The organism is Microbispora sp. H10949, from assembly GCF_014161435.1.
Lineage (GTDB): Bacteria > Actinomycetota > Actinomycetes > Streptosporangiales > Streptosporangiaceae > Microbispora > Microbispora triticiradicis.
This window is the reverse complement of the sequence record NZ_JABBWZ010000014.1, coordinates 170,460-196,063: the sequence shown is the minus strand read 5'-3', so window position 1 is coordinate 196,063 and position 25,604 is coordinate 170,460. Positions and strand designations below refer to the sequence as shown.

Sequence of the window (25,604 nt, the reverse complement as noted above, 5' to 3'; positions counted from 1 at the left end):
CTCCATCGAGTGGGAGGACGCGGGCATGGACCGGCTGCACGGCGCACCCGAGTCCCTCGCCTACATCCGCGCACTCAACGCCATCACCCCACCCGACGCGGCCTTCGACGCCGCCTTCTCCTCCGAGTGACGTCTCACCCCCAGGCGGCGGCCGCGGTGTCCCCACCGCGGCCGCCGTCTTTTTTCACGACGACGTCTTTTTTCACGAAGACGTCTTTTTCCCGGAGACGTCTCATTTCGCGATGAGCACGACCGCCAGCAGGATCAGCACCACGAGCCCGGCGAGCACGACTCCCATCGTCACCAGCACCCGCACCCGCGTACCGGCGTCCGGGCCGGAGGGGCCGCGCATCGCGAACAGGTCCGTGCCCAGGCTGCTCGACCCGGGTACGCCGTCCACCGGTGCGCCATGACCCCCGGCACCCTCCAGCGGCCCCCCGGGACTCCCGGGGCCGCCGGGAGGCGCCGAGGGATACGGGCCGAAAGGCGGGCCGGAGTGTTGTGGGCCGGACTGTTGTGGACCGGAGTGTGGACCGGGAGGCGCAGGAGGCTGCGTGGCGGGCAGGGGAAGGCTCCCCGCGCCGTGCCGCCCCGCGCCGCCCATGGCGGCGTTACTCGCGGCGGCGTGATCGGGGGCAGAGGAGAAGGGCGGGGCCGCCGCCGGCCCCTGGCCCGGCGTCCCCGGCAGCCTGCCGGGAACGGTGGTGTCGTGCCTGCCTACGGGATCGGGACCGGGATCGGGTCGTGGCGGGGCAGGAGGGACCCTGGGCACGCCCGTCGGGCGGGGCACGACCATGGTGCGGTTCACGTCCTCCTCGTCGCCCAGCACGCCGCCCGGAGTCGCGCCGTGCGGAGCCATGCCGCCCGGAGTCGCGCCGTGCGGAGCCATGCCGCCCGGAGTCGCGCTGTGCGGAGCCATGCCGCCCGGAGTCGCGCTGTGCGGACCCGCGCCGTGCGGAGCCACGCCTCCGGGGGCCGCGGCTGACGGGACGGCTTCGGGAGAGCCGGCGGCGGAGGACGGGGCGATCATCTCGATCTCTTCGGGCCGGGCCTGCTGATCCGCCCTGCCGTTCGCCCCGCCGTCCGTCCTGTTGTGCGCGCTGCCGTCCGTGCTGCCGTCCGCTTGTACGTCCGCCGTCCCGGCCGGACGCGCGGGGGGAGCCGGAGCGGGCGCGGGTGAGGCGCCCGTCGGCGTGTCGGCGATCATCCGCAGCATCGCGGCCGCGCGTTCGGGCGTGAGGCGCGCCCTGTGGTCCTTCTCCAGCAGTCCCTCCAGCACCGGGCGCAGCGGCCCGGCCTGGGCGGGCGGGTCGGCGCTCTCGGTCATCAGCGCCGCGAGCGTCTCGCCCACCGTGGCGCGTTCGTACGCCGGTCGTCCCTCGACGGCGAAGTACAGCGTCGCGCCGAGCGACCACAGGTCCGACTCGGGGCCGGTGTGATCGCCCCGGGCCCGCTCCGGGGCGGTGTAACCCGGGGAGCCGATGACCATGCCCGTCTGTGTGAGGGCGGTGTCGCCCAGGGCCTTGGCGATGCCGAAGTCGGTCAGGACGACCCTGCCCGTCTCGGTCAGCAGGACGTTCGCCGGTTTGACGTCCCGGTGCAGGATGCGCTGCGCGTGCGCGGCGCGCAGCGCGCTCAGGAGGTCACAGCCGATCTCCGCCACCAGGCGTGGCGGCAGCGGCCCCTCCTCGTCGATCACCTGCTCCAGCGACCGGCCCTCGACCAGCTCCATGACGATCCACGGGATGCCGTCGGCGAGGATGACGTCGTGGATCGTGGCGACGGAGGGATGACTGACGCGGGCCGCCATGCGGCCCTCACGCAGCATGCGTTCGCGCAGCTCCTGGCGTTGCCGGGGGCTGAGTGCCGGGTCCTGGCGGATCTCCTTGACCGCGATCTCCCGGTCCAGCGAACGGTCGTACGCTCGCCAGACCGTGCCCATGGTTCCCCGACCGATGCGGACGCGCAGCTCGTAGCGATCAGCGAGCATCCGCCCATGCTGTTCCGGCATGAGAAGAAAGATAGCGATTAAGCCTTGAAACGCGCTTTCCTGTTACTTGATAAAAATCCTCGGCCAGTACCGGCGCGGTAGCAGAATCTTGATCATCTTCGCCACGTGCCGCATCATGGGGATGCGCACGACCTGCTGGAAAGCGGGCTCCGGCGGCTTGCGGTGCAGCCCCTCGCTCGGCCGCCGCCGCTGGGACGGCACGGCGGCGACGTCGCCTCCCAGGTCGCGCGGATAGGCGAGGTGCCGCCCGGACTGCCCGTACAGGGTGTGCGGCCCACTGTGCCGGAACTGGCCGCTGTGCCCATAGGGCCCGGTCTGTCCGTACGGCCCGGTCTGTCCGTAGGGATCGGTCTGCCCGTACTGGCCGCCGGACGGGAAGGACGGCCCGAGCGGCCCGCTCGGCCCGTACACCCCGTAGGAGCCGGACGGATCGTACGGCCCGCCCGCCTGGTACGGCTGGCCGTACGGCCCCGACTGCCGGTGCGGCCCGGAGTCGCGGTCGCGCGGGGCCACCTTGGGGGCCGGTCGCGACTCGGCCCGGTGCTGGCCACGGTGCTGACCCCGGGGCGGGTTACGGTGCGGCGGCTTGCGGCTGCTGGGGGGAGCGGGCGCGGTGGGCGGCGGTGAAGGACGTCCGCCGCGGAAGGGAGAGGCGAGCGGATCGTCGACCACGCCTCCGGCCGCGACCCTGGACAGGACGTGCGCCGCACGCACGCCGTCGATCCTGGTCGCCGGGTCGATCTGCAGCAGTCCCCGCAGGACCGGGGCGAGCGGCCCCGCCTTCTCCATCGGGATGGGCGCCCCGCTGGTCAGCGCCGCGAGCGCCGCCGCCGCCGTACGGCGGCCGTGCAGGCCGCGCCCCTCGACGGCGGTGTAGAGGGTCGCGCCGAGCGACCACAGGTCGGCGGCCGGGCTCGCCCGGTCGCCGAGGACGCGTTCGGGGGAGATGTATCCGGCGGAGCCGAGCACGATCCCCGCCTGGGTGATGGAGGCGTCGCCCTCCAGGGCGGCCAGCCCGAAGTCGGTCAGCACCGCCCGGTCGTCGTCGGTGACCAGCACGTTGCTGGGCTTCACGTCACGGTGCAGGATGCCCTTGGCGTGCACGGCCCGCAGCGCGCCGAGGACCTGCCGCCCGATGTCGGCGACCCGGCGCGGCGGCAGCGGGCCCTCCTGGCGGATGAGCTCCTCCAGCGATCGCGCCCGGAGCAGTTCCATCACGATCCACGGCCGGTCGTCCTCGGTGATGACGTCGAAGACCGTGATGACCGAGGGGTGGGCGACCATGGCGGTCGCCCGGCCCTCGCGTTCGGTGCGCGCGCACAGCTCCGCCCGCAGTTCCTCGTCGAGGACCAGCGGAAGCCGCACCTCCTTGACCGCCACCTCGCGGTCGAGCAGTTCGTCGCGCGCCCGCCACACAGTGCCCATCCCGCCGCGCCCGACCGGCTCGATAAGCCGATAGCGCGCGGCTAGCAGGTATCCGGAGGGCGCACGCATGGGTGGCAGCTTACCGATTTGTGCCATGCGACCTGTAGAGACCATGCCGGGAAATTGTTGAGATCTTCTGTCAAAGATCCTGACAACGTCCCCGCAGAGTCAGCGGCGGCCGATGGTAAGGACGGGCCCGGTGGTGTCGGTGAAGAAGTCGTCGCCCTTGTCGTCGACGACGATGAAGGCGGGGAAGTCGACGACCTCGATCTTCCAGACCGCCTCCATCCCCAGCTCCGGATATTCCAGGACTTCGACCTTCTTGATGCAGTCCTGGGCCAGCCGGGCGGCCGGGCCGCCGATGGAGCCGAGGTAGAAACCGCCGTACTTCTGGCACGCCTCGGTGACCTGCTTCGACCGGTTGCCCTTGGCCAGCATCACCATCGAGCCGCCCGCCGCCTGGAAGCGCTCGACGTACGAGTCCATCCGGCCCGCCGTCGTGGGGCCGAAGGAGCCGGACGCGTAGCCCTCGGGCGTCTTGGCCGGGCCGGCGTAGTAGACGGCGTGGTCCTTCATGTACTGCGGCATGTCCTCACCGGCGTCGAGCCGCTCGGCGATCTTCGCGTGCGCGATGTCGCGGGCGACCACGAGAGGCCCGGTGAGGGACAGCCGCGTCTTCACCGGATATCTGCTCAGTTCGGCGAGGATCTCCGGCATCGGGCGGTTCAGGTCGATGCTCACGACGTCGCCGCCGAGGTGCTCGTCGGTGGTGTCCGGGAGGAACCGGGCGGGGTCGGTCTCCAGTTGTTCGAGGAACACGCCCTCCGGCGTGATCTTCGCCAGTGCCTGCCGGTCCGCGCTGCAGCTCACCGCGATCGCGACCGGGCAGGACGCGCCGTGCCGGGGCAGCCGGATCACCCGCACGTCGTGGCAGAAGTACTTGCCGCCGAACTGCGCGCCGATGCCCAGCTTCTGGGTCAGCTCGAAGACCTTCTTCTCCATCTCCAGGTCGCGGAAGCCGTGGCCGCTCGCCGAGCCCTCCGTGGGGATGGAGTCCAGATAGCGGGCCGAGGCGTACTTCGCCGTCTTCAGCGCGTACTCGGCGCTGGTGCCGCCCACGACGATCGCCAGATGGTACGGCGGGCAGGCGGCGGTGCCGAGCGAGCGGATCTTCTCCTCCAGGAAGGCGAGCATCCGCTTCTCGTTGAGCACCGCCTTCGTCTCCTGGTAGAGGAACGACTTGTTGGCCGAGCCGCCGCCCTTGGCCATGAACAGGAACTTGTACTCGTCCGGGTGGCCGTTCGGGTCCTCGGCGTAGAGCTCGATCTGCGCCGGCAGGTTGGAGCCGGTGTTCTTCTCGTCCCACATCGTCAGCGGGGCCATCTGCGAGTAACGCAGGTTGAGCCGGGTGTACGCGTCGTACACGCCGCGGCTGAGGTGCTCGGCGTCGCGGCCGTCGGTCAGCACGTGGCGGCCGCGCTTGCCCATGACGATCGCGGTGCCGGTGTCCTGGCACATCGGCAGCACGCCGCCGGCCGAGATGCTCGCGTTCTTCAGCAGGTCGAGGGCCACGAAGCGGTCGTTGCCGCTGGACTCGGGGTCGTCGACGATCTTGCGGAGCTGGGCCAGGTGGGACGCGCGCAGGTAGTGCGAGATGTCGTGGATCGCGGTCTCGGTGAGCAGCCGCAGGGCCTCCGGCTCGACCTCCAGGAACCTGCGCCCGGCCGCCTCGGTGACCCGCACCCCCTCGCGGGTGATCAGGCGGTACTCCGTCTCGTCGGGTCCCAGCGGGAGCAGGTCGGTGTAGTCGAACTCCGGCATCGTCCTCGGTCCTCGTGGTCTGCCTCGTCGGGCGCGCCCGCCACGCGCGGGCCGTCCATGTCCCTGCACAGCGTACGGCGAATGAACAATGGTCATCATGCCCGGGGCATGAGTAGGTTTTGAATAAATTCAACCAGACGATATGCGCACAAAGCGGGATAATCGAGACAGGACGAGAGGAGGGGCCATGAATGGCGAGGTCATCGTAATGATCATATTCGCGATCGGCATCCTCGTGGCCCTGGCCCTGTCGCTGCTCGCGCTCGTGCTGCGGCAGGTCAAGGAGGGCGACATCACCTGGTGGGTTCCGTCCGGCGCGGTACGGCAGTCGCGCGACCGGTCGCGCGACGGCTCTCAGGACGGTTCGCGGCCTCCGGCGCCGGACGCCGGGGCCGGGGTGAACGGAGCCCGAGAGCGATCCCGCTGACCACGAGGGCCGTTCCGGCGAGGTCGGCCGTGGTGGGGACGGCGGTCCCGAGGAGGGCGGCCGTGGAGATCGCCCCGATGGGGACCATCCCGGCGAACAGCCCGGCCCGGCCGGGCCCCAGGCGGGGCAGCGAGCGGTACCACAGGAAGAACGCCACGCACGTGACGACGAGGGCGAGATAGGCGAGGGCCGCCGCCTCGGCGGGGGTGGGTGTCCGCAGCACGTTCCGGCCGTCCAGGGCCAGCCCGGCGGCCAGCAGGAGCGGCACCGCGAGCAGGGCCGACCAGGCCGACAGCCGGACGGGCCCGATCAGCGGCAGCAGCGGCAGGGCCAGCAGCGAGAAGCACAGCTCGCAGGCGAGCGCCCCAAGCGACCACAGCAGGCCGGGCAGGTTCCCGCTGCCCGCGCCCGTCGCCACGGAGGCGCCGGCGACCACCACCAGACCCGCCGCGACCACGCGCGGCGACGGCCGCCCGCCGGTGGCCATCGGGCCCACGAGGGCCAGCGCCAGCGGCACGGTGCCGAGGACGATGCCGGGCAGCGCGGGGCCGGACGCCCGGGCCGCCTCGACGACGCACACGTTGAACAGCACCAGCCCGGTCAGCGACAACGCGGCGAGCAGCCCCCACTGACGCGGCCGGAGCCGTACGGGTCCGAGGCCGCGTGCTCGGGCGGCGGCGAGCAGCACCATGGCGGCGAGGGCGTAGCGGATCGCCTGGCCGCCGTAGACCGGATAGTCCTCGATCGCGCCGGAGACCGCGGCCAGCGTCCCCACGAGGAACATCGCCCCCGCGGCCCCAGTCGTGTAGGTGTTCACGTCTGCCGATCCTAGGAAGCGGTTGGTCTCCGCCACCGGTCCAATCGGACGACGTTATGGTGGTCCAATGGGCGATCTTCACCTGGTGGTCGACCGGAGCGCGGGCGGGCTCGCCGCGCAGATCGCCCGTGAGGTGCGGGACGCGGTGCGTTCCGGGCGGCTCGGCCCGGGCGCCCGCCTGCCGGCCACCCGTGACCTCGCCCGCGACCTCGGCCTGTCGCGCGGCGTCGTCGTGGAGGCGTACGAGCAGCTCGTGGCCGAGGGGGTGCTCGAAAGCCGCACCGGCGCCGGGACCCGCGTCGCGGCGGGGGCCGGGCGGCACGCGGCCGATGAGCCGGCCGGGCGGGAGGGGGAGGGCAGCCCCCACTACGGGCACCGGCCCACGTCGCCCGACCTCGGCGCCTTCCCCCGGCAGGCCTGGCTCGCGGCCGTCCGCCACGTCCTCGCCACGCTGCCGAACGACGCGCTCGACTACAGCGACCCCGGCGGCGTGCCCGCCCTGCGCCGTGAGCTCGCCGCGTACCTGGGCCGGGTGCGGGCGGCCGACGTGACGCCGCAGGACGTCGTGATCGTCACCGGGATGGCCCAGGGGCTCAGCCTCGTCCTGCACGCCCTGGCGCGCGAGCGGGGCCGCGGCGTCGTCCTGGCCGTCGAGGACCCGACGAGCGCGCGGCAGCTTCCGCTGCTCCGCCGGACCGGGGCGCGGCTCGTCCCGGTGCCCGTCGACGGGGAGGGGATCGTCGTCGAGGATCTCCCCGCCGGGGCCGACGCCGTGCTGGTGACCCCCGCGCACCAGTACCCCACCGGTGTCGTGCTGTCCCCGCGCCGCCGCGCCGCCCTGGCCGGCTGGGCCGCCCGCACCGGCGCCCTGGTGCTGGAGGACGACTACGACGCCGAGTTCCGCTTCGACCGCGATCCCGTCGGGTGCCTGCAGGGCCTCGCGCCCGGCCGGGTCGTGCTCGCGGGCAGCGTGAGCAAGGCCCTCGCGCCGGGGTTGCGGCTCGGCTGGATCGCCGCGCCGCCGGGCCTCGCCCGCGCCGTACGGCTCGCGCGTGAGGAGTTCGACCTCGGTTCCCCGGTCATCGAGCAGTACGCGCTCGCCCACCTGATCGCGAGCGGTGCGTACGACCGGCACCTGCGCCGGATGCGCCGGGAGTACCGGCGGCGCAGGGACGCGCTCGTCGGCGCGCTCGCCGAGCACCTGCCCCGGCTCGCCGTACGCGGCATCTCGGCCGGGCTGCACCTCTACGCGGTGCCGGACGGGGTGCCGGACGCGGTGCCGGACACGGTGCCGGACACGGTGCCGGACGCCGGGACGGACGCGTCCGCCCTGGCTGCGGCGGCCCGGGCGGCCGGCCTGTCGGCCGAGGTCGCGACCCCGGCCCTCGGGACCGCGGAAGGACGGCCGGTGGGGCTCGTGATCGGGTTCGCCCGCCTGCCCGTCCACCGCGTCAGGGAGGCCGTACGCGCGATGGCCGAGGAGGTCAGGACGCGATAGGGGCGGTGGTGGCGGCGCTCCCGGCCGTACGCGGCTGGAAGCCCCGGGCGAGCAGGATGATCGCGGCGGCCAGCACGAGCGGCGCGGCGAAGGCGACCTGGTAGCCGGAGGCGTCGGCGATGCCGCCCACCAGGGCGGCGCCGACGATGAACCCCACGTAGTTGAACATGTTGACCCGGGCGATGGCCACGCCCGTGCCCACCGGGTCGAGGCGGCCGGCCGCGCTGAACGACTGCGGGGCCACCACCGACAGGCCGATCCCGGTGAGGGCGAATCCCGCGATGGCCGCGGGCGCCGACGGAGCCGCCACGATCGCGACGAAGCCCAGCGTGGCCACTGCGCCGCCCGCGCGCACGATCGCCGCGGGGCCGAACCTGCGCACCGCGAGATCGCCTCCGACGCGGACGAGGAACGTCGTGAGCTGGTACGCCCCGAGAGCCAGCGGGATCACGGGCGTCGCGGCGTGCACGACCCTGTCCATGAAGACGGAGCCGAAGTTGGAGATCGACGAGTCGCCGACGTAGAGGAACGCCATCGCGAGGCAGAGAGGGATGATGGGACGCCACGCCACCCCCGCCTTGACCGTCGCCTGCCCCGGCGTCTCCGCCGGGGTTCCGGTCCGGTGTCGGTGCTCCTCACCCGGGAGATAGAGCCAGGTCGAGGCGACCAGCGCGACGGCGACGGCCGGGACGAGGGCGATCGCGAAGGTGGCGGGCAGCCCGAGGCCGATCCCGGCCGCCGCCGACGCCCACAACGCGCCGGCGACCGCCGCCGCGCTCCACAGCGCGTGGAAGCCCGTGAGCACCGCCCGGCCGTACTCCCGCTCGACCGCCACACCCTGCATGTTCATGCCTGCGTCCACCCCGCCGAGCCCCAGGCCGAACAGGACGTTCGCCACGACGAGCATGGGGACGTTCGGTGCGAGCCCGGCGAGCACCACGGCCGCGCAGGCGAGCGGCTGCGCCAGGCGCAGCACCAGGCGGCTGCCGTACCGGGAGGCGGCGGTGCCCGCGAGCACGCTCCCGGCGCCCGCGATCACCGGCACGACCAGGAGCAGGATGGACAGCTCGCCGTCGGTGAGACCGTGCTTGCGCTGCAGCGTGGCCACCTGGGTGAGCAGGGTGGCGAAGGTGAGGCCCTGGACGGCGAACACCGCGAAGGCGGCGAGCCGGGCCCGCCGGTCACGAGGCGTGGGCACTGTGTTCCCAAGCGTGCTGCGCACAGTGTTCCCAAGCGTGCTGGGCGCCGTGTTCCCAAGCGTGCTGCGCACGGTGTTCCCAAGCGTGCCGGGCACTGTGTTCCCTACTGTGCTGGCCACTGTGCTCCCAGCCGTGCCTCCACGGGCGGCGCTCGCGACGGCGGCGAGTCCCGCGGACGGCGACCCTCACGGGCATCGCGACCCTCACGGACATCGCGGCCTCCAGGAACATGAGGAGAGTTCAGGTTTTCGCCAGCGTAGGAGCAGCGCCGCGCCCGGTCAATGGTCCGGTCCGCGGCGCGGCCGAGCCGCGTGGCCGCGGAGACTGTGAGGCGTGCCGCGGACCGCATACCCTCGAAGATGTGAGCAGCGAGTCCTCAGCCGCGAAGTGGATCTCCACCTTCCTCGCGTCGCGCGCTCCCGGCACCCCGGGCAGCCCCGCGACGCCCGATCCCGGGCTGATGCGCGCGTCGGACGCCGACCGGGAGCGGGTCGTCACGGTGCTGACGGACGCCGTCATCGACGGGCGCCTGACCCCGCTGGAGCACGAGGAACGGGTGGAGCGTGTCTGGGCCGCCCGCACCCTCGGCGAGCTGGCCGAGCTGACCGTCGACCTGCTGCCGCCGGAGAGCCAGCCGTTCCGCATGGACAACCGTCCCGTCACCGCCTTCTTCCGTACGGAGACGCGCGGCGGCCGGTGGGTGGTGCCCTCGCAGATCCCGGTGACGTCGCTGGGCGGCACGGTCTCGATGGACCTGTGCGAGGCGCTCCTCCAGTCGCGGCACGTGGTGGTCCAGCTCGCCGTCATGGCCGGCACGGTCACGCTGCTCGTCCCCGAGGGCGTGCGGATCGTGACCGCGCCCACCGCCCGCGTGCGTTCCTTCCGCAACGAGGTGCGGCTCCCGGCGGGCGCGACCGATCACGCCCCGGACGCGCCCGTGATCGAGCTGGCCGGGTTCGTCTTCGGCGGCAAGGTCGTCGCCCGCTCGCCGAAGCGCCCCCGCCGCCGCCTGTTCGGCCGGTGAGCCCCGCCGGGCCCGCTAGACGGCCGTGTCGAAGTTGATCGCGCTGTAGGCGCCGAGCTTCCAGAGCTGGTGCTCGCTCTCGATCTTGCGGATCGTCCCCGAGCGGCCCCGCATCACGAGGGAGTGCGTCACCGCCGCGCCGCCCTGGAACCGCACGCCGTGCATCAGCTCGCCGTCGGTGATGCCCGTGGCGGCGAAGAACACGTCGTCGGAGCGGACGAGGTCGTCGGTGGTGAGCACCTGGTCCGGGTCGAGCCCGGCGTCGAGAGCCCGGAGGCGCTCGACGTCGTCGCGGGGCCACAGTTTGCCCTGGATCACCCCGCCCATGCACTTGAGCGCGCAGGCGGCGACGATGCCCTCCGGCGTGCCGCCGATGCCGAGCATGAGGTCGACGCCCGTGCCGGTGCGGGCGGCCATGATCGCGCCGGCCACGTCGCCGTCGGTGATGAAGCGGATCCGGGCCCCGGTCTCGCGGATCTCCTTGACGATGCGCTCGTGCCGGGGCCGGTCCAGGATCACCACGGTCACGTCGGACGGCTTGGCGCCCTTGGCCCGCGCCACGGCCCGGATGTTGTCGGCCACCGGAGCGTCGATGTTCACCTGCCCCGCCGCCTGCGGGCCGGTGACGAGCTTCTCCATGTAGAACACCGCGGAGGGGTCGTACATCGAGCCGCGCTCGCTCAACGCGATCACGGAGATCGCGTTGTTCATGCCGAGCGCGCACAGCCGGGTGCCGTCGATCGGGTCCACGGCCACGTCGCACTCGGGCCCGGTCCCGTCGCCGACCCGCTCGCCGTTGTACAGCATCGGGGCGTTGTCCTTCTCGCCCTCGCCGATCACCACGGAGCCCTTCATCGAGACCGTGTTGATCAGCTGGCGCATGGCGTTGACGGCGGCGCCGTCCGCGCCGTTCTTGTCCCCGCGCCCCACCCAGCGGGCCGCGGCCATCGCCGCCGCCTCCGTCACCCTGACCAGCTCAAGAGCCAGGTTGCGGTCGGGTGCGCGTTCTCCCGCAGCCAGTGCCGCCGGTACGTGATCAGCCATTGATCCCCTCACGTCGCAAGCTCCGCTATGGGCGATCGTAATGTGCGAAGGGGGCTTCTGTCCGATTGGTCTGAACCTGTCGGGCCAGGTCGGAGGCGTTCGTGGGCGCGTGTCACGGGATTCGCGGGCGCGCGCCACGGGAGAGGACGGGTCGGGGATATCGTCGCCGCATGAGCGGCGACATTGGGCAACCCCCCGTTCGGCCGGCCGAGCGGCCACTCGCGACGCGGACGTCGGACCGCGGGGCGGCCACGAGGGTCGCGCTCCTGGACGCCGCCAAGGAGACCTTCGTCACCAGCGGCTTCGCGGAGGCCGGCGTGACCGATGTCGTCGCCCGGGCCGGTGCCAGTGTCGGCAGCCTCTACCACCACTTCTCCGGCAAGGCCGACCTCTATCTCACGCTGTTCGAGGAGTTCCAGAAGCGCCAGGCCCTGCGCACCCGGCAGGCCGTGCAGGAGGCGAGGGCGGCGGGGGAGACCGGCCCGATGCCCCAGTTTCTCGCCGCCGCCCGCGCCTACCTGGAGGGCTGCCTCGCCGAGCGCGACCTCGCCGCGCTCTTCCTGCGGGGCGACGCGCCGCCCGGGTTCGAGGTCGTCATGCGGGAACGGCTCCGGCAGTGGGCCCGGCGCACCGCCGCCCTGTTCGAGCACGAGGACGCGCTGGTCCTGGTCGTCACCGGCGCCCTCGCGGCGGTCGTGCAGGAGGTGACGTTGTCCGACGATCCCGCGGAGGCCCGGAGGATGGCCGAGGACGCTCTTCGCATCATTGGCAATATCCGGCAACCCTGACCGCCGGTACGGCCGGCGGCCACCCCGGTGGCTAATCTGGCGTGACGTGGGACGATTCACCCAGGGCTTCTTCGGTTACGCGTTCGCGCTCCTCGTCTGCCTCGCCGGCGTCGGGTTGTTCCTGCTCGTCACGCCGCAGAGCCGCACCGAGCACATTCCGCGGGTGCAGTACGGCATCGACCAGGCCAACGCGGTCCGAGCGGCGCCGTACGAGGTCGTGGCGCCGAGGCAGGTCCCGGCGAACTGGGTGCCCAACAGCTCCCGGCTGACCCAGGACGGCGGCGTCGTGACGTGGCGGCTGGGATTCGCCACCGGTGAGCGGGAGCACGCCATGGTCGCCCAGAGCGACGAACGTCCGGTCGCGGGGTTCGTCAACCGCATGACCAACACCGACAAGCCCGGCGGGAGCCGCCAGATCGACGGTGTGACCTGGGAGGAGCGGGTGCGGCCGGACAAGAACCAGCGGTCGCTGGTCCGCGTTCTCCCCGATCACGCGGTGGTCGTCACGGGGACGGCCGGGTGGGAGGAACTGAGCGCCCTCGTCCGCACGCTCACCCCGCAGCCCTCGCCGACGCCCGCGTCCGGCTGACCGCGCATCTCGCCCGGAGGCGTACCGGCCGGCGGCTCGCCGCCCTCTGGCACGCCTGGTGCCGCGACCGCTGACGCCGTCATAACGTGCGCCGGTCGGGACGGCCGCTGGTCACAGCCCTCGCCCGGCGTCAGATGACGCCGTCACCACGTCCGCCGGTCGGGACGGCCGGTGGCCGCGGCCCCCGCCCGGTGTCAGAAGGGGGCGTCCTCCGGTCCGTTCGGCTGGGGCTCCTGCCGCTGGGCCATCGCGGCGGCCAGCTTGGCGCGCGCGCCCTGGAGCCACTCCTCGCAGACGGCGGCCAGCCTCTCGCCGCGCTCCCACAGCTCGATCGACTGCTCCAGCGTGAGCCCGCCGTTCTCCAGTCGCCGCACCACGTCGGTCAGCTGCTCGCGGGCCTGCTCGTACGACGGGGTCTGCCCGTCCTGCGCGGAAGCCGGTCCGTCCTGCGGGGGAGTTTGCCTGTCCTCGCTCACGCCCTCCACCTTAGAGGCCGGGACCGACACTTCGCGGCCTCATAGCGATGCCCGATTTGGGCATAAAAGTGCTGATTGGACCGTTGCTTAGGTGTACTAACCATCTGCGGGAGTGATGAACCGGGGGGTCATCTCCATGTGCGGAATCAGTGGCTGGGCGGACTACGGACGCGATCTCCGGGAGGAGCGGCAGACCGTCCAGGCGATGACGGACACGATGGCGTGCCGGGGGCCGGACGCCGAGGGGGCCTGGTTCGCCCCGCACGTCGCGTTCGGCCACCGGCGGCTCGCCATCATCGACATCGAGGGCGGCCGCCAGCCGATGACCGCCGAAGCCGGCGGCGAGGTCCTGGCCGCCCTCACCTACAGCGGCGAGGTCTACAACTTCCGGGAGCTGCGCGACGAGCTCCTACGGCTCGGCCACACCTTCCGGACCAGGAGCGACACCGAGGTCGTCCTGCGGGCGTACCTCGAGTGGGGCGACGACTTCGTCTCCCGGCTCAACGGCATGTACGCCTTCGCGATCTGGGACACCCGGCGCGAGGAACTGCTGCTCATGCGCGACCGCATGGGCATCAAGCCGCTGTACTACTACCCGACGCCCGACGGGGTGCTGTTCGGCTCGGAGCCGAAGGCGATCCTGGCCAACCCGCTCGCCGAGCGGGTCGTCGACGCCGACGGACTGCGGGAGATCCTCGCCTTCGTGAAGACCCCGGAGAGCGCGGTCTTCCGCGGCATGCACGAGGTGCGGCCCGGTCAGGTGGTCAAGGTGCGCCGCGAGGGGCTGAGCAAGCGCCGTTACTGGGAGCTGGAGGCCCGCGAGCACACCGACGACCTGCCGACGACCATCCGGACCATCCGCGAACTGCTCGACGACATCGTCGCGCGGCAGCTCATCTCCGACGTGCCGCTGTGCACGCTGCTGTCCGGCGGCCTCGACTCCAGCGCGGTCACCGCCCTCGCGGCCCGCGCGCTGCACGGCCGGGGCACGGTGCGGTCGTTCTCGGTCGACTTCAGCGGCTACACCGAGAACTTCCAGCCCGACGACATGCGCGACACCCCCGACACGCCGTACGTGCACGACGTGGTGCGGCACGTGGGCGCCGACCACACGGACATCGTGCTGGACTCGGCCGACCTCATGGACCCGGCCGTGCGCGCGGCAGTGCTGCGCGCGAGGGACGTCCCGCTCGGCATCGGCGACATGGACACCTCGCTCTACCTGCTCTTCAAGGCGATCAGGGAGCGCTCGACGGTCGCGCTGTCAGGGGAGTCCGCCGACGAGGTGTTCGGCGGATACCGGTGGTTCCACGACCCCGCGGCGGTCGGCGCGCACACCTTCCCGTGGCTCGCCACACAGAACCAGACCGGCCTGACCACCAGGGGCGAGTTCCTGAACGAGGAACTGCTGAGCAAGCTCGACGTCCCGGCCTACCGCGCCGACAGCTACCAGCGGGCGCTGGCCGAGGTGCCGCGGCTGCCGGGGGAGACCGGGCTGCAGAGGCGGATGCGGGAGATCAGCTACCTGCACCTGACCCGCTTCGTGCAGATCCTGCTGGACCGCAAGGACCGCATGAGCATGGCCGTGGGGCTGGAGGTCCGCGTGCCGTTCTGCGACCACCGCCTGGTCGAGTACGTCTTCAACGCCCCCTGGGCCATGAAGACCTTCGACGGCCACGAGAAGAGCCTGCTGCGCGCCGCGACGGCCGACGTGCTGCCCCGCTCGGTGGTCGAACGGCGCAAGGTGCCCTACCCCTCCACCCAGGATCCGGCGTACGAGCACGCGCTGCGCGCCGCCGTGGCCGACCTGCTGAGCGGAGAGCCGGCCATCGGCTGCCTGCTCGACATCGGCAAGGTGCGGAGCATCCTCGACCAGCCGGTGGGCGCCGTCAGCCTCCAGGGCTCCCGTACGGCCCTCGAAGGGCTGCTCCAGGTGAACGCCTGGCTCGACGCGTACGGCGTCCGGCTCGCCCTCTGACACCGGAAGGACGGTCAGGGGCGGGCCGTCAGGCGGGCGGGGCGTCGGGGTCGGCGGTCACCGTGACGCGGTCGTCGGAGAAGCGGATGGTGAGCTCGTCTCCCGGCTTGACGTCGGCCGCCAGGCGGACGACCTCACCCGACGGGCGCTGCGCGATGGCGTAGCCGCGTTCCAGGGTCGCGGCGGGGGAGAGCGTCACGAGCCGGGCCCTGAGGTGTTCGAGCGAGTCGGCCGAGCGGTCCAGGGACGCGGAAAGACACCGCCGGGACCGTTCGCGCAGCGCGTCGACCTGCTCGGCCCGCCGGTCGAGCTCCCGAACCGGATCGGCGAGCGACGGCCGCGAGCGTACGGACTCAAGCCAGGACAGCTCCCGCTCGACCCAGCCGCGCAGCACCCGGCGGCCCCGGTCCCTCAGCTGGTGGACCAGGGTGAGCTGCTCGCCCACGTCGGGCACGACCTTCTTGGCCGCGTCCGTGGGGGTCGAGGCGCGCACGTCGGCCACGAGATCCAGCAAGGGGCTGTCCTGCTCGTGGCCGATCGCGCTCACCACGGGCGTACGGCAGGCCGCCACGGCCCGCACCAGCGACTCGTCCGAGAAGGGCAGCAGGTCCTCCAGGGAGCCGCCGCCCCTGGCGATGACGATCACGTCGACCTCGGGGTCGGCGTCCAGCCTGCGCAGCGCCTCGGTCACCTCGCCCACCGCGTACGGCCCCTGCACGGCGACCTGCTCCACCCGGAACCGGACGGCGGGCCAGCGGCGGCGGGCGTTCTCCAGCACGTCACGCTCGGCGGCGGAGTCGCGCCCGCAGACGAGCCCGACCGTCCCCGGCAGGAACGGCAGCCGTCTCTTCCGGTCCACGTTGAACAGGCCCTCGCCCGCCAGCACCTGCCGCAGCCGTTCCAGCCGGGCCAGCAGCTCGCCGATCCCCACCGGGCGGATCTCCAGGGCGGTGAAGGCGAACGATCCTCTGTTGACCCAGAAGTCCGGCTTGACGTGCACCACCACACGTGCGCCGTCCACCGGGCGCGGCACGCTGGCCTCGTAGACGCCCCGGGCGCAGGTGACCCGCGCCGAGACGTTCGCCACCGGGTCGCGCAGGGTCAGGAAGACGGTGCCGCCACGTGCCGTCAGCTCGGTGATCTGCCCTTCGACCCAGACGGTGCCCAGCTTGCCGATCCACTGGGCGACCATCTGCAGCACCGACCTGATCGGCAGGGGCGCCTCCGGAGACGTCTTCGCGCTCAACCAGTCCTCCTCGCCCGAGCCCGGTGACCATCGCCCACGGTCATCGCTTACGGTCTTCGCCCACGGTCATCGCTCACCGTACGCTCGCCGTGCAGCACCTGCAGGCTAGCCGCAGCGCCCGACAATCCCGCGTCCCGAGATCCCGCGTCCCGAGATCCCGCGTCCCGACAGTCCCGCGCCCCGACGATCCCGCGGCCCGGCGGGGCCGGGCCGGACCTCGCCGGTGCTCAGGACACGATCGGCACTCAGGCGCCGCCGGTGCTCCGGCCGCGGCCGGTGTCAGGACTCGGACTGGAGCTTCGACAGCCGGTTCTGGAACATGCGGACCACCTCGGGACGGTTCGTGTGCGCCTTCTCGTAGTCGAGGAGCGCGTGCACCTGCTCGGCCGACTTGCCGCGCAGCCTCGACCGCAGCGACGCGATGGTGAGGTTGGCGTAACCCGGCATCGGCTCGGCCTGCTCACCCCCGCCCTCGCTCACGGCGGTCTCCCCGGCGGCCGCTTCGGTGCCGGTCTCGGCGGCGGGTTCGGTGCCGGTCGCGGCGGCGGGCTGGGTGGCGGGCGTGGCCTCCGGTGTCGCGGCTGCCTCTTCGGTGGCGCTCTGCGGGGTCTTCGCGGCGGTCTTCCTGCGGGTTCTGGCGGGCTTGGGTGCGACGGCCTCAGCCGTCTCTCCGCCCGGCGCCTCAGCCGTCGCCGTCTCCGCTGCGGTCTCGGTGGTGGGGGCCTCGGTGGTGGGGGCCTCGGTGGTGGCCGCCGCGGCGGGCTTGCGGCGGGTGCGCGGCTTCTTCGCAGGAGCCACCGGCGCGGCCTCGGCGGCGGTGTCGGCGGCGGTGTCGGCGGCGGGCTGGGTGGCGGGCGTGGCCTCCGGGGTCGCGGCTGCCTCCTCGGCGGCGCTCTTCGGGGTCTTCGCGGCGGCCTTCCTGCGGGTTCTGGCGGGCTTGGGCGCGGCGGCCTCGGCCGCCTCTTCGCCCGGCGCCTCAGCCGTCGCCGTCTCCGCTGCGGTCTCAGTGTCCTGTGCGGTCTCCGCGGGCTCTGTCGTCTGGGCGGCGGGCTCGGCCTCCGTGGCCTCCGCTGGCTGCGGAGCCTCCGTGACCTGCGCGGTCTCGGCGGTGGTCTCGGTGGCGGGGGCCTCGGCGGCCGGGGTCTCCGGTGTCACGGCCTCGGGCGCCGTCTCGGGTGCCGTCTCGGGCTTGGGTGTGCCGAGGGACTCCTGGACCTTCGCCTCGGGGGCCGGCACCGCTTCCGTCTCGGCCGGAGCGGGCGCAGGAGCGGCAGTGGGAGCGGCAGCGGGAGCCGGGGCGCTCGCGGCCGTCTTCTCGCCGTCCCGCTCAGCCTTGCTTGGGCGGGGCGCGAAGATGACGGGCTCCCTGCGCGCGGCCGGTTCCGCCGAGGTCTCCTCGTCGCGGGTGGCGGTGTCCGGGGCCTCGGTCTTCTCGGAACGCTCCTCCTCGCCGACGACGAGGCGCACGATCCGCGACCTGACCTTGTCGCCGATGAGCAGCGCCTGACCGACTCCGTTCAGAGCGGTCTGGAGCATGAGCACGGGCAGATCCCGCAGCCGCTCCCGGCTCTCCATTGCGTCGCGTAGAGGTTTTGTTATAGCCCTAAGGAAGGACATTTCGGCTCCCGGGGAGATGTGTATAGATACACCCAGTCTCGCAAGACCAGGGTCAAGAGGCGGCTCGCGTTCCACATAGCATAGGAACATGGACGTGCAGACCTCAGCGAACCGCCGTGTCCTGGTCGCCAAGCCCCGCGGCTACTGCGCGGGAGTCGACCGCGCGGTGCAGGCGGTGGAGCGGGCGCTGGAGCAGTACGGCGCGCCCGTCTACGTACGCAAGCAGATCGTGCACAACACCCACGTCGTGAAGACGCTGGAGGAGCGCGGCGCCGTCTTCGTGGAGGAGACCGAGGAGGTCCCCGAGGGCGCGATCGTCGTGTTCTCCGCCCACGGCGTCGCCCCCGCCGTCCACGAGGAGGCCGCCGGCCGCCGGCTGAAGACCATCGACGCCACGTGCCCGCTGGTCACGAAGGTGCACAACGAGGCCAAGAGGTTCGCGGCCAAGGACTACGACATCCTGCTCATCGGGCACGAGGGGCACGAGGAGGTCGAGGGCACCGCCGGTGAGGCCCCCGAGCACATCCAGCTCGTCGACGGCCTCGACGGCGTCGGCGAGGTGTCCGTCCGTGACCCGGAGAAGGTGGTCTGGCTCTCCCAGACGACCCTGTCGGTGGACGAGACCACCGAGACCGTCGCCCGGCTGCGTACGCGTTTCCCGAACCTCATCGACCCGCCGAGCGACGACATCTGCTACGCCACCTCCAACCGCCAGACGGCCGTGAAGCAGATCGCCGCGGAGTCCGACCTGGTCATCGTCGTCGGCTCGGCCAACTCGTCCAACTCCAAGCGGCTGGTCGAGGTCGCCAAGGACTACGGCGCCGCCGCCTCCTACCTCGTCGACGACGCCTCCTTCGTACGGGAGGAGTGGCTGGAGGGCGTCCGCACGGTCGGCCTCACCAGCGGCGCGTCGGTGCCGGAGGAGCTGGTGCAGGGCGTGCTCGCCAAGCTCGCCGGCCTCGGCTTCGCCGACGTCGAGGAGGTCGAGTCGGTGCAGGAGAGCATGCGTTTCGCCCTGCCCCACGAACTGCGCCGCGACCTGCGCGCCGGGTAGACGCGCCTGCCTGAGGTCCCACACGGACGACCGGCCGTGCGAACGGCCTACTCGTCGGCCGCCTTACCGTACACGCGGGGTTCGAAGTAGCCCTCTGGCTCGGGGTCGAAGGCCTGGCCGCGGCCCCTGCGGGCGCGGCCGGGCGTGGCGGCGCGGGCCGCGCCGGCCTTCGCGCCGCCGAGCCCCGCGCCGCCGACCTTCACGCCGGCGGGTTCGGGCACGGTGCCCGTACGCAGTTCCCTGAGGTTGGCGGGCAGGCCGCGCACCCAGGCGACGCCCAGCGCCAGCGCCGAGCCGGCGAACAGCCACGGGGCGGCCGACGACAGCGTGGTGAACATGCCGAGCCCGAACGTCGGGAGCATCGAACCGGACCCGAGCGACCGCAGCAGCTCCACCAGCAGGGCCGCGAGGAAGAAGACCAGCGGGGGCGTCACCACCAGCGGCAGCAGGTCGCGGGGCCGCACGAGCAGGACGGCCGCGAGGCAGCCGGCCACGAACGCGGGCCCGGGCAGCTTCGGCAGGAGACCCACCACGGTGATCACGAAGAGCATGACGATCGCCCCCCGAGCGGTCAGCCGCAGCCCGGCTCGACCGGTGCCTGTCATCGGGCCCCCCTCACGACAAGTCTCGCGCCAATTTACCGTTCTGACGATGCGGGGGAGGGGAGCTTACCCGCTCTTCACCTTCGAGTTCGGGGATGGCGACCGGCCGGGGGACCTCCTCCACCGCCGCCGGGGCGTCGAGCGAGTAGTCCACGAGACCGAGGTCGTTCATCCTCCGCGCACTGACCAGGACGCGGCTCTCCAGGCTGCCGACCGTCTGGTTGTACGCGGTGACCGCCCGGGTGAGCGCCCTGCCCAGGGAGTCCACGTGCCGCCCGAGGCCGCCGAGCCGGTCGTACAGCTCCTTGCCCAGGTCGAACACCGCCTTGGCGTTCTCGCTGACCGCCGCCTGCTGCCAGGCGTACTGCGCGGTGCGCAGCATCGTCACGAGCGTCGTCGGGGTGGCGATGTGCACGCGCCGCCGCATCGCGTACTCCAGTAACCCGGGATCGCGCTCCAGCGCCGGCGCGAGGAAGGCCTCGCCGGGGATGAACAGGACCACGAACTCGGGCGAGGGGCTGAAGGCCTGCCAGTACGACTTGGCCGCCAACCGGTCCACGTGCTCGCGCAGGTGCCGCGCGTGCGCGTCGAGCCGGGTCGAGGCGAAGGAGGGATCGGCGGTCTCGGCCGCCTCCAGGTAGGCCGCGAGTGACACCTTCGCGTCCACGACGACGTTCTTGCCGCCGCTGAGCCGTACGACCATGTCGGGACGGACCAGCCCGTCACGGGTGACGGCGCTCACCTGTTCGTCGAAGTCGCAGAACCGCGCCATCCCGGCGATCTCCGCCACGCGCCGGAGCTGCAGCTCTCCCCAGCGCCCCCGGGCCTCCGGCCGCTGGAGCGCCCGCACCAGCGCGTCCGTCTGGGCCTTCAGCCGTTCGGAGCTCTCCCGTACGAACTCCATCTGTTTGCTCAGCTCGGCCCGGGCGGCACGGGCGCCCGACTCGCTCTCCCTGAGCTGGCTCTCCACCTTGGCGAGCGTCTCCCGGAGCGGCGCGACGAGGTTCTCGACCGCCTGACGGCGCTGGTCGAGGTCGCCGGCCGCCTCCGCTCTCGTCGTGTTGAGCCGGTTCTCGGCCAGTTCGAGGAAGCGCAGGTTGGCGACATCGAGGGCGTGCGCGGAGATGGCCTGGAAGCGCTCGGTGAGCTGGTTCTCGACGTAGGCGACCTTGTCCTCCGCCGCCCGCGTCCTCGCCTCGGCCTCCGCCACCCTGGCGGCGGTCTCGGCCGTACGGCCCGCGGTTCGCATCCCGGCGAGCGCCAGACCGGTCACCAGGCCGACGGCGAGTCCCAGTACGAGAGCCACGACATCCACGGTCTGGATGATTTCAGGCATTGGCATGCCAAACGGGGAGGCGCGCCCAGGAGGGGGGCCGGGGCCGCCGATGTCCGGCGCACCCGCCGAGGCCCCTAAACTCGTGGTACGTGAGCCTGAGCATCGGCATCGTCGGCCTGCCCAACGTCGGTAAGTCCACGCTTTTCAACGCGCTGACCAAGAGCGGGAACGCCCTGGCGGCCAACTACCCGTTCGCCACGATCGAGCCGAACGTGGGCATCGTGGGCGTCCCGGACGCGCGTCTGGAGACGCTGGGGGAGATCTACAACTCCGCCCGCATCCTGCCCGCCAAGGTAGAGTTCGTGGACATCGCGGGCCTGGTCAAGGGCGCGTCCGAGGGACAGGGCCGGGGCAACCAGTTCCTCGCCAACATCCGCGAGACCGACGCGATCTGCCAGGTGATCCGGGTCTTCTCCGACCCCGACGTGACCCACGTGGACGGCGAGGTGTCGCCGCAGCGCGACATCGAGACCATCAACACCGAGCTGATCCTCGCCGACCTGCAGACGATCGAGAAGGCGGTGCCCCGCCTGCAGAAGGAGGCGCGCACCAACAAGGACCGCAAGGTCCTGCTGGAGGCGGCCGAGGCCGCGGCGAAGCTCCTCGACACCGGCACGACCCTGTACGCCGGGGGCAAGGGCGCCGGCATCGACCTCGCCGACCTGCGTGAGCTGCACCTCCTCACGGCCAAGCCGTTCCTGTACGTCTTCAACCTCGACGCGGACGAGCTGACCGACGACGACCTGCGCGCCAAGCTCTCGGCGCTGGTGGCCCCGGCCGAGGCCGTGTTCCTCGACGCCAAGATCGAGTCGGAGCTGGTGGAGCTGCCCGACGACGAGGCGCTGGAGCTGCTGCAGTCCGTCGGCCAGGAGGAGTCGGGTCTCGCCCAGCTCGCCCGGGTCGGGTTCGAGACGCTGGGCCTGCAGACCTACCTGACGGCCGGGCCCAAGGAGGCGCGGGCCTGGACGATCCGCAAGGGCGCCACCGCGCCCGAGGCCGCCGGGGTCATCCACACCGACTTCCAGCGCGGGTTCATCAAGGCCGAGGTCATCTCGTTCGCCGACCTGGTCGAGGCGGGCTCGATGACCGCCGCCAGGGCCGCGGGCAAGGCACGCATCGAGGGCAAGGACTACGTCATGCGCGACGGCGACGTCGTGGAGTTCCGCTTCAACGTCTGAGCCGGCTTCGGCTGCTGTTACCAGGGCTCTCCGACGCCGTCGGCGGCGAGGTGCCGTTCGTACGCGGCCACTTTGCCGTCGACGAGGTCGAGACAGTCCTGCAACTGCGCGATCCGCTCGGCGACGTGGCGGCGGTGTTCGCGCAGCACCTCGAGTCGTTCCGCTTCGTTGCCGGTGCCCTCGCGCACGAGCCGGGCCAGCCGGCCGATCACCGCCAGCGGCATGCCCGAGGCGCGGAACTTCACGCAGTTGCCCAGCCACTCGACATCCCAGGCGCTGTAGACCCGCCGGCCGGCCTCGTCGCGCAGCACCTCGCCCGCGAGCAGCCCTTCACGCTCGTACAGCCGCAGCGTGTGCACGCTCAGGCCGGTGCGCCTGGCCACCTCGCCGATATGAAGGACCTCAGCCGTCACGCGGTGATCGTAACCGGTTGACCTAGACCTCGGTCTAACACCTAGCGTCCGCGTCATGACCAGCGACACGACAGCTGACACAGGGCGGGACCCCGGGCGGGACACGGGACGGGGCGCCTTCGGCGCCGCCAGTACGGCGGGCGAGGTTCTCGCCGGGATCGACCTGACCGGCAGGACCGCGGTCGTCACCGGCGGGTACTCCGGCGTGGGTCTCGCGGCCACCCGCGCGCTCGCCGGGGCCGGGGCGCGCGTCGTCGTCCCGGCCCGCCGGCCCGAGACGGCGCGGCAGGCACTGGCGGGCGTCGAGAGGGCCGAGGTCGAGCGGCTCGACCTCGCCGACCTGGATTCCGTACGGGCGTTCGCCGAACGGTTCCTGCGCCGGAGGGCCACCCTCGACATCCTGATCGCCGCCGCCGGGATCATGGCCTGCCCCGAGACCCGGGTGGGGCCCGGCTGGGAGGCGCAGTTCGCCGTCAACCACCTCGGCCACTACGCGCTGACGCACCTGGTGTGGCCCGCCCTCACGGCCGCCGGTGCGGCCCGGGTCGTCTCGGTCTCCTCCGGGTACGGCGCGGACTGGCGCATCCGGTGGGACGACCCGCAGTTCACCCGCGGCTACGACAAGTGGGCCGCCTACGCCCAGTCGAAGCTCGCGAACATCCTGTTCGCCCGTCACCTGGATCGGCTGGGCGGGCCGTACGGAGTCCACGCGTTCTCGGTCAACCCCGGCTGGATCCGCACTCCGCTCCAGCGGCACCTGACGGACGGCGAGATGGTCGCCGCCGGCTGGATCGACGCCGAGGGCAACGCGGCGCCCGGTCTGTTCAGGACGCCCGAGCAGGGTGCGGCGACACCGGTCTGGGCCGCCACGGCCCGCGAGCTCGACGGACACGGCGGTGCCTACTGCGCCGACTGCCGCGTCACCGGGGAAGGCCCGGCGGACGACGACGAGGCGGCCCGTCTCTGGGCGCTCTCGGCCGGCCTGACCGGCCTCGACCACATCCGCTGAGCCCTTCGACCGCGGTTTACATTGATCGTTTCCCTGGAGGCGGGTAGCTTGGCGCTGATTACATAATTACAAAGGGGTGGGTTGGTGATCGTCGAATACATCCGGTACCGGGTCGCCGACGGGGAGGAGTTCGAGGCCGCCTACCGGCGCGCCGTCGTGCCGCTCGGGCGGGCGCCGCAGTGCCTCGACTACGAACTGTCCCGTTGCGTGGACGAGCCCGCGTGCTACATCCTGCGGATCATCTGGACCTCGGCCCGTGACCACCTCGAAGGCTTCCGCGGCAGTGAGCACTTCCGCGAGTTCTTCGCCGAGATCAAACCGTACGTGTCGGACATCGAGGAGATGCGACACTACGAGAAGGTGATCGAGAAGACCGAGCCCACGCTGTTCGAGTGGGCCGGGGGCGCGCAGGCGCTGGACCGGCTGACCGAGGCGTTCTACGGGCGGGTCAAGGACGACGACCTGGTCGGGCCGCTCTTCGCGCACATGGACGCCCGTCACCCCGCGTACGTGGCGATGTGGCTCGGCGAGGTCTTCGGCGGCCCGGCCCGCTACAGCGAGGAGCGCGGCGGCCACTCGCACATGGTCTCCCACCACCTCGGCAAGGGCATCACGGAGCAGCAGCGCCGCAGGTGGGTGAGTCTGCTCATGGACGCGGCCGACGAGGTCGGGCTGCCCGCGGACCCGGAGTTCAGGGCGGCGTTCGCGGGTTACGTCGAGTGGGGAACCCGCCTGGCCGTCCACTTCTCACAGCCGGGCGTCACACCGCCGGGCGAGGAGCCGGTGCCGCGCTGGGGCTGGGGCGTCATGCCGCCCTACCAGGCCTGAACCCCGGGCCGGGCGGGCCTGGCCATCCGTCTCCTCACCTCAGCGTCCCCTTCCGTACAAGGAGGTCCCAAGACGCGTGGCGGTAACATCCGCCGCGGTTCTCCCATCGGTCAGATCCTCCATGGCCTGCGGAAACGCTTGTATCAAGTGCTCTGGACGCCCTCGGGACGTTCCATTGAGCATCGAATTGAGGCCGTTGGGCGGCAACTCGTCAGGTGAATCCTCCCTTTCAGTAATCGATCCCATTTCGGGCGGTATGCCGGTTTGGTCCGGGAGAGGGAGGCGCCCGCGGCGCAATTCGGGAGTCAGGGAAAGCCCAGGTGGCTCGACCTGCGCGACCCGATACGGGCCCAAGGAGGGACCATGCATCGCAAGTCCGGACAGCTCGCTCTCTCGGCGATCATCGCCGCGACGTTCACGGCCGGAGGGGTCGCTCTGGCGAGCGGCGCGGCCTCCGCCGCCACGATCTCGCCGCAGGAAAGGGTGCCGGGTGGATCGGCGCGCTCGCTGGCCTACACCACCGTCCTGGAGCCCTCGCTGAGCACGGTCGCCGAGGTGCCGGCCATCTCCACGATCGCCGTGCCGGAACTGCCCGCCACCCTGGCGGCGATGCCGCAGGCGATCTCCACGTCCGCCCTGCCGGCGGGCATTCCGATGTCCGAGATCCCGATGTCCGAGATTCCGATGGCCGCTCCGATCGTGGCCGCCCGGCCCTCAAGCCTCTCGATCACCGTACGCGAGCAGTTCCCGAGCTCGTCGTTCTCGCGCGAGTGGCGCGGCTCAAGCCTGAGCGGCCTGAGCAGCATGGGCGGCCTGAGCGGCACGATGGAGCAGGCGCGGGCCGACATCAACGCGGAGGCCGGCAGCGCCATGCAGCGCATCAGGGACGAGGCCGCCAGCGCCCAGAAGCGCATCGAGCAGCTGGCGAGCGACGCGATGGCGCAGCTGCCGAGCGAGTCGTCCTCGCTCCCGTCCTCGCCCGAGTCGTCACTGGAGTCGTCCCAGGAGTCGTCCGTCGAGTCGTCGGTGGAGTCGTCCACCTCCGGTGAGTCGAGCCTCGGGACGGAGAGCGAGGCGTCTTCCTCGTCCTCGTCCTGCCAGTGACGAGCGCGTACGACCGATCGGAGAGGGTCCCGCACGTGCCGCGTGCGGGACCCTCGCGTGCGGGGCCGGCTCCGGGTGGTACGTCCGCATCGCCATCTCTCCAGGCTGTGAAGACACCAA

General features: G+C 72.2%; 22 protein-coding genes and 1 pseudogene. 11 read left to right on the top strand and 12 right to left on the bottom strand.

The genetic code is table 11. The annotated features are described in order from the left end of the window. Positions 1-130, top strand: a pseudogene (locus HHX40_RS37335) (sugar phosphate isomerase/epimerase); the annotation flags it as partial. A gap of 102 nt (positions 131-232) precedes the next feature. Here HHX40_RS37335 and HHX40_RS31610 read toward each other — a convergent pair. The 4 genes from HHX40_RS31610 to HHX40_RS31595 all read right to left on the bottom strand — a co-directional run bounded on the left by HHX40_RS31610 (position 233) and on the right by HHX40_RS31595 (position 6,501). Then, the gene (locus HHX40_RS31610) at positions 233-2,011 is read right to left on the bottom strand and encodes a serine/threonine-protein kinase (RefSeq protein WP_182883496.1); all 1,779 of its coding nucleotides are present in this window, start codon (positions 2,009-2,011) and stop codon (positions 233-235) included. Between the two features lie 42 nt (positions 2,012-2,053). After that, positions 2,054-3,505, bottom strand: a complete 1,452-nt coding sequence (locus HHX40_RS31605) for a serine/threonine-protein kinase (protein ID WP_182883495.1) — start codon at positions 3,503-3,505, stop codon at positions 2,054-2,056. A gap of 99 nt (positions 3,506-3,604) precedes the next feature. Next, positions 3,605-5,257 carry a fumarate hydratase gene (locus HHX40_RS31600; protein WP_117408369.1) on the bottom strand — a complete coding sequence of 551 codons (1,653 nt, stop codon included), beginning with the start codon at positions 5,255-5,257 and terminating at the stop codon, positions 3,605-3,607. A 293-nt stretch (positions 5,258-5,550) separates the two neighbouring features. After that, entirely contained in the window at positions 5,551-6,501 is a 951-nt protein-coding gene (locus tag HHX40_RS31595) for a DMT family transporter (protein WP_310738371.1), read from the bottom strand. Positions 6,502-6,568: 67 nt separating this feature from the next. Between HHX40_RS31595 and HHX40_RS31590 the strand changes: the two genes are divergently transcribed. Continuing rightward, a complete protein-coding gene (locus HHX40_RS31590) occupies positions 6,569-7,999 on the top strand; it encodes a PLP-dependent aminotransferase family protein (RefSeq protein ID WP_182883494.1) in 1,431 nt (476 codons plus the stop codon). On the opposite strand, the gene HHX40_RS31585 is transcribed toward HHX40_RS31590, so the two are convergent. Then, positions 7,986-9,197, bottom strand: a complete 1,212-nt coding sequence (locus HHX40_RS31585; protein WP_182883493.1) for an MFS transporter — start codon at positions 9,195-9,197, stop codon at positions 7,986-7,988. The two genes, HHX40_RS31590 and HHX40_RS31585, sit on opposite strands and share 14 nt — an antisense overlap. Before the next feature lie 362 nt (positions 9,198-9,559). On the opposite strand from HHX40_RS31585, the gene HHX40_RS31580 reads away from it, so the two are divergent. Continuing rightward, positions 9,560-10,222 (top strand): DUF1707 SHOCT-like domain-containing protein, encoded by a 663-nt coding sequence (locus tag HHX40_RS31580; protein WP_244302378.1) that lies wholly within the window; start codon positions 9,560-9,562, stop codon positions 10,220-10,222. Between the two features lie 15 nt (positions 10,223-10,237). Here HHX40_RS31580 and glpX read toward each other — a convergent pair whose 3' ends face one another. Then, the gene (gene glpX / locus HHX40_RS31575; RefSeq protein WP_182883491.1) at positions 10,238-11,266 is read right to left on the bottom strand and encodes a class II fructose-bisphosphatase; all 1,029 of its coding nucleotides are present in this window, start codon (positions 11,264-11,266) and stop codon (positions 10,238-10,240) included. Positions 11,267-11,436: 170 nt separating this feature from the next. On the opposite strand from glpX, the gene HHX40_RS31570 reads away from it, so the two are divergent. Together HHX40_RS31570 and HHX40_RS31565 are read left to right on the top strand one after the other, a co-directional pair. Then, positions 11,437-12,054, top strand: a complete 618-nt coding sequence (locus HHX40_RS31570) for a TetR/AcrR family transcriptional regulator (protein WP_182883490.1) — start codon at positions 11,437-11,439, stop codon at positions 12,052-12,054. A gap of 46 nt (positions 12,055-12,100) precedes the next feature. Next, positions 12,101-12,643, top strand: a complete 543-nt coding sequence (locus tag HHX40_RS31565; protein ID WP_182875928.1) for a DUF4245 domain-containing protein — start codon at positions 12,101-12,103, stop codon at positions 12,641-12,643. 194 nt (positions 12,644-12,837) lie between these two features. On the opposite strand, the gene HHX40_RS31560 is transcribed toward HHX40_RS31565, so the two are convergent. After that, positions 12,838-13,119 carry an exodeoxyribonuclease VII small subunit gene (locus HHX40_RS31560; RefSeq protein ID WP_117408373.1) on the bottom strand — a complete coding sequence of 94 codons (282 nt, stop codon included), beginning with the start codon at positions 13,117-13,119 and terminating at the stop codon, positions 12,838-12,840. Between the two features lie 136 nt (positions 13,120-13,255). On the opposite strand from HHX40_RS31560, the gene asnB reads away from it, so the two are divergent. Beyond that, positions 13,256-15,097, top strand: coding sequence for an asparagine synthase (glutamine-hydrolyzing) (asnB, locus tag HHX40_RS31555; protein WP_182883489.1), 1,842 nt, complete (start codon positions 13,256-13,258; stop codon positions 15,095-15,097). 28 nt (positions 15,098-15,125) lie between these two features. Here asnB and xseA read toward each other — a convergent pair whose 3' ends face one another. Together xseA and HHX40_RS31545 are read right to left on the bottom strand one after the other, a co-directional pair. Beyond that, positions 15,126-16,343, bottom strand: coding sequence for an exodeoxyribonuclease VII large subunit (xseA, locus tag HHX40_RS31550; RefSeq protein WP_182883488.1), 1,218 nt, complete (start codon positions 16,341-16,343; stop codon positions 15,126-15,128). Between the two features lie 279 nt (positions 16,344-16,622). Beyond that, positions 16,623-17,918, bottom strand: coding sequence for a hypothetical protein (locus HHX40_RS31545; protein WP_182883487.1), 1,296 nt, complete (start codon positions 17,916-17,918; stop codon positions 16,623-16,625). A 130-nt stretch (positions 17,919-18,048) separates the two neighbouring features. Between HHX40_RS31545 and HHX40_RS31540 the strand changes: the two genes are divergently transcribed. Beyond that, a complete protein-coding gene (locus tag HHX40_RS31540; RefSeq protein WP_182883486.1) occupies positions 18,049-19,014 on the top strand; it encodes a 4-hydroxy-3-methylbut-2-enyl diphosphate reductase in 966 nt (321 codons plus the stop codon). 47 nt (positions 19,015-19,061) lie between these two features. On the opposite strand, the gene HHX40_RS31535 is transcribed toward HHX40_RS31540, so the two are convergent. Further along, a complete protein-coding gene (locus HHX40_RS31535) occupies positions 19,062-19,619 on the bottom strand; it encodes a DUF6542 domain-containing protein (protein WP_182883485.1) in 558 nt (185 codons plus the stop codon). 10 nt (positions 19,620-19,629) lie between these two features. After that, positions 19,630-20,952 carry a DNA recombination protein RmuC gene (locus HHX40_RS31530; RefSeq protein ID WP_220499794.1) on the bottom strand — a complete coding sequence of 441 codons (1,323 nt, stop codon included), beginning with the start codon at positions 20,950-20,952 and terminating at the stop codon, positions 19,630-19,632. Positions 20,953-21,041: 89 nt separating this feature from the next. Between HHX40_RS31530 and ychF the strand changes: the two genes are divergently transcribed. Further along, a complete protein-coding gene (ychF, locus tag HHX40_RS31525; RefSeq protein ID WP_182883483.1) occupies positions 21,042-22,130 on the top strand; it encodes a redox-regulated ATPase YchF in 1,089 nt (362 codons plus the stop codon). 17 nt (positions 22,131-22,147) lie between these two features. Here the strand turns inward: ychF and HHX40_RS31520 are convergent, their stop codons facing one another. Continuing rightward, positions 22,148-22,543, bottom strand: a complete 396-nt coding sequence (locus HHX40_RS31520) for a MerR family transcriptional regulator (RefSeq protein ID WP_310738370.1) — start codon at positions 22,541-22,543, stop codon at positions 22,148-22,150. Between the two features lie 55 nt (positions 22,544-22,598). Between HHX40_RS31520 and HHX40_RS31515 the strand changes: the two genes are divergently transcribed. The 3 genes from HHX40_RS31515 to HHX40_RS31505 all read left to right on the top strand — a co-directional run bounded on the left by HHX40_RS31515 (position 22,599) and on the right by HHX40_RS31505 (position 25,484). Continuing rightward, positions 22,599-23,552 carry an oxidoreductase gene (locus HHX40_RS31515; RefSeq protein ID WP_182883481.1) on the top strand — a complete coding sequence of 318 codons (954 nt, stop codon included), beginning with the start codon at positions 22,599-22,601 and terminating at the stop codon, positions 23,550-23,552. A gap of 84 nt (positions 23,553-23,636) precedes the next feature. Further along, positions 23,637-24,380, top strand: a complete 744-nt coding sequence (locus tag HHX40_RS31510) for a group II truncated hemoglobin (protein WP_138462773.1) — start codon at positions 23,637-23,639, stop codon at positions 24,378-24,380. Positions 24,381-24,743: 363 nt separating this feature from the next. Then, positions 24,744-25,484: a hypothetical protein gene (locus HHX40_RS31505; RefSeq protein WP_167521631.1), complete on the top strand. Its 741-nt coding sequence runs from the start codon at positions 24,744-24,746 to the stop codon at positions 25,482-25,484. The last annotated feature ends 120 nt before the right edge of the window (positions 25,485-25,604 follow it).

Coding starts and splice junctions, on each gene's coding strand:
- HHX40_RS31610 (WP_182883496.1), bottom strand. CDS start 2,011: ATGCCGGAACAGCATGGGCGGATGCTCGCTGATCGCTACGAGCTGCGC.
- HHX40_RS31535 (WP_182883485.1), bottom strand. CDS start 19,619: ATGACAGGCACCGGTCGAGCCGGGCTGCGGCTGACCGCTCGGGGGGCG.
- HHX40_RS31545 (WP_182883487.1), bottom strand. CDS start 17,918: ATGGAGAGCCGGGAGCGGCTGCGGGATCTGCCCGTGCTCATGCTCCAG.
- asnB (WP_182883489.1), top strand. CDS start 13,256: ATGTGCGGAATCAGTGGCTGGGCGGACTACGGACGCGATCTCCGGGAG.
- HHX40_RS31570 (WP_182883490.1), top strand. CDS start 11,437: ATGAGCGGCGACATTGGGCAACCCCCCGTTCGGCCGGCCGAGCGGCCA.
- HHX40_RS31600 (WP_117408369.1), bottom strand. CDS start 5,257: ATGCCGGAGTTCGACTACACCGACCTGCTCCCGCTGGGACCCGACGAG.
- HHX40_RS31590 (WP_182883494.1), top strand. CDS start 6,569: ATGGGCGATCTTCACCTGGTGGTCGACCGGAGCGCGGGCGGGCTCGCC.
- HHX40_RS31505 (WP_167521631.1), top strand. CDS start 24,744: ATGCATCGCAAGTCCGGACAGCTCGCTCTCTCGGCGATCATCGCCGCG.
- glpX (WP_182883491.1), bottom strand. CDS start 11,266: ATGGCTGATCACGTACCGGCGGCACTGGCTGCGGGAGAACGCGCACCC.
- HHX40_RS31530 (WP_220499794.1), bottom strand. CDS start 20,952: ATGCCTGAAATCATCCAGACCGTGGATGTCGTGGCTCTCGTACTGGGA.
- HHX40_RS31605 (WP_182883495.1), bottom strand. CDS start 3,505: ATGCGTGCGCCCTCCGGATACCTGCTAGCCGCGCGCTATCGGCTTATC.
- HHX40_RS31515 (WP_182883481.1), top strand. CDS start 22,599: ATGACCAGCGACACGACAGCTGACACAGGGCGGGACCCCGGGCGGGAC.
- HHX40_RS31540 (WP_182883486.1), top strand. CDS start 18,049: ATGGACGTGCAGACCTCAGCGAACCGCCGTGTCCTGGTCGCCAAGCCC.